The sequence below is a fragment of the Dokdonella sp. genome (assembly GCF_049593775.1).
Classification (GTDB): Bacteria; Pseudomonadota; Gammaproteobacteria; order Xanthomonadales; family Rhodanobacteraceae; genus Dokdonella.
Genome location: NZ_JBAWHJ010000030.1, coordinates 1 through 3,159 on the forward strand (window position 1 = coordinate 1; position 3,159 = coordinate 3,159).

The 3,159-nt window shown below is 62.8% G+C and carries 1 protein-coding gene and 1 pseudogene; one reads left to right on the forward strand and one right to left on the reverse strand.

Features of this window, described 5'->3' with window-relative positions; translation table 11 throughout:
• Window positions 1-323: pseudogene (locus WBP53_RS01130) on the forward strand (M20/M25/M40 family metallo-hydrolase); the annotation flags it as partial.
• Window positions 324-467: 144 nt separating this feature from the next.
• Here the strand turns inward: WBP53_RS01130 and WBP53_RS01135 are convergent.
• A partial coding sequence (locus tag WBP53_RS01135) for a diguanylate cyclase (RefSeq protein ID WP_423925088.1) occupies window positions 468-3,159 on the reverse strand: 2,692 nt, incomplete at its 5' end.

Sequence of the window (3,159 nt, forward strand, 5' to 3'; positions counted from 1 at the left end):
GCAACAAGGTCGATGTGGAGATTGCCGAGCGCACTCTCGATGCCGTGGCCTCTCCGCTGCGCGAGGACATCCAGTCAGCCGTCAGCAAGGCCGTGCACGCCAACCATCCGGATACGCCGATCGTTCCCGACCAGGCGCCCTATTACACCGATGGAACCATTTTTCGCGTCGCCGGAATTCCGACCTATGGCGTCAGCAGCGTTTTCCTCAAGGACAACGACAGCTTCGCTCACGGTCTCAATGAGCGCTTGCCTGTGGACGCGTTCTACAACGGCCTCGGGCATTGGTATGTGCTGATCCAGTCACTGGCTGGGGGGCAGTAGGCGGCAGGGGGTCGTTTGCGGGAGTCGATTCAGCTGCGTTGTCGGTGCGCGGCGGGCGAATCGGCGAACATGCAGGACCACGCTTCCTATTCCCTATTCCCGTTGCTCGACAGCCGAATGGCTGGTCATTCCGAATCCCGGCATTTACCCGGCACTGCTCCGACAGACACGGTTGCGGCCTTCGTGCTTGGCGCGATACAGCGCCGAATCGGTTTCACGCAGCAAGTCGGCGGCATGGTCGCCCGGTGCCGGCACTCGACTCATGACACCCGCGCTGATCGTGATGGTTTGAGTGTCGTTGCCGAGCATGCGCGGCGGCAGCGCTTCGACCAGGGCGCGCATGCGTTCGGCGCAGCGCGCGACGACCTCGATATTTGCATCCACCATCAGGCAGGCAAATTCCTCGCCACCGAAACGCGCGACAAGATCCTGCTCTCGCGTCGCGCTGGCGAGCGCCTGCGCAATGGCGCGCAGGGCCACGTCTCCGGAAAGGTGTCCATGCGTGTCGTTGTATTCCTTGAAGTGATCGACGTCGATGACGATCAAGCCAATCGACAGGTTCCTGGCCGCCGCGCGCTCGATAGCCGCATCTGCCGCCTCCATCAGGCGGCGGCGATTGGCGACACCGGTCAACGGGTCCTGATAGGACAGTTGGGTCAGTCGTTCATTGGCCGACCGGATCTCCAGGGTGCGGCGGGCGACCTCGCGCTTGAGGTGGCGCTGGCGTGCGCGCAAGCGCCGGTTGTAAAGCAGGACCAGGCCCATTGCGGTGGCGAGAATGGTCAGCACGAACATCACGCGGACCAGTGGCAGCTCCCACCAGTGCGCCTGCACCGAGAACCGCAATGAGCGCGGCATGCTTGGAGTCCCGCTGTAGTCGCGCGCCTCGACCTTGAGCTCGTAATCACCGGGAGCCAGCCCGCTGTATCGTCTCTGGTGTTCCTGACCCCATTCGCCGGGGCCGTCATCCCGATCGACCAGTTCGGTCCGATAAGTTGAATCCTGTTCGCGAATTCCGGCCAGCACCGTGAAGCGCACTTCCAGGTCGCGGGTACCAGCCGGCAGCTCGAGCACGCTGTCGCTTTCTGGATCGATGCTGTTGCCGTCGACGACAAGTTCCGTGAAGTGCAGCGGCTTGGGCACGGTGCGTCCGGGCGCCGAAGCGACTTCCGGATCGAACATGCTGAGTCCGCCCAGGGTGCCGACCCAGTAGCGGTCGTTCGCATCGATGACCTGGGTGTTGGTGTTGCACTCATCGTGGACCAGTCCGTCACGACGACGAAAAACCCGTTCCGAATAGCCCTTGCCGTTGGCGTTCGGAGTCAGCTTCTGCACACCGTTGTTGGTACAAACGTAGATCCGGCCGCGGCTGTCTTCTAGCACGGAATAGACGGTGGGGTCGGGCGGTGGCGGTACCGTGTTATCGGTGATCAGCAAGGGGTTTTCCGGATCACTGATGTCCAGTCGCACGACGCCGTTTCGGTTGCTGCTGGCCCACAAGGTGGTTCGCGTATCCGATCGGGTAATCGTGACTCCGCGAAAACCGTCTTCCGGCATACCCTTGATCGCGCTCAGGGCCACCCACTGCCTGCCATCGAAGCGGGCAAGTCCGGCCTGGCCAGCGGCCCAGAGCCAGGATTTCCCATCCGCATCCACATGCTGTCCGAGGTTGATCACGCTCCAGGGCATTTCTTCCTCGCCAAGGGAGAAGTGGGTCCACTCGCCTTCACGAAGTCGGTATACGCCGCTACGAAGGTTGGCGAACCAGAGCTCGGTCACGCCATCCAGCTGGCGCGAAATGGCATGTGTCGCCAGGTCGTCACCGCCGAGATCCCACGGGACAGGTACGGGCGTGAACTCCAGTTCGTCACTGATGCGAAAAAGCGCACCATTGATCAGGCTCAACAAGCGCCAGTTGTTGCCGTCGGGACCGGCAAGATTCCAGATCTGTCGCACGCCATCGACCGGCAATGTGCCGTTGGCCTCGGTGAAGTACTGCCACTGGCCATCCTGGAGCAGGCCGAGTCCCTGCTTCAGCGTTCCGACCCAGACGCGCTGGCCGCCGCGGCCATCGTCTTCCGGCAGGACGGTGAACGTGCCGTTTTCTCGTGCACCGAGCAAGGAAACGGTCTGCCATTGGGTATCGGCCAATGCCGCGCGGGCGATGCCTCGCTCGGTTGCCAGCCAGAGCAGGTCGACGCCATCGATGCCGCGCTGCAGCTTGAGCCCGCGCACCGCATCCGATGGCAGGCCATGCCGGCGGTCGAACACGGCAATGTCGTCGTCGATCACGCGCAGCAAGCCCGCTCGCGATGCGAGCCAGACCGCGTGTTTGCCTCCGGGCATCGGAGCTGCGACTGCCGAATAGATGGCTTCGGTGGGTAACTCCCCCGTGGCCGCACGCCAGATCCGTACGCCATCTTCACGGATACGGTAGAGGCCATCGCCGTAGGTCAGCAACCAGAGTTCCTCGACCCCCTGGTTGACCGTACGCAACAAGTCGGTCGCGTGCAGATCCTGCTGGGCGGGTAACAGGTAGCGTTGCCAGGGTTCAGTCGTGCCGGAATTGCCGAGCTCGCGAAACCACAGTCCGTCCGTAGTTGTCGCCATCCACTGTCGAGGCTGGCCGAACATGGTTTCAGTCTGGGCGATGCCTACGGTCGGACCCTGTTGCACCGATGCATTGCCAGGATCGACGACCCACTCGTCGAGCGCGTCATCGAGCGTCCAGAATCCCGTGTCGAGGCTTACCCAGAGTTGCCTGGTTTCGTCACTGCGCCTGGTCACGGAGAAACGCTGGTGGAACTTGCTCAAGGTAGGCTGCAGCGCCCAGCGT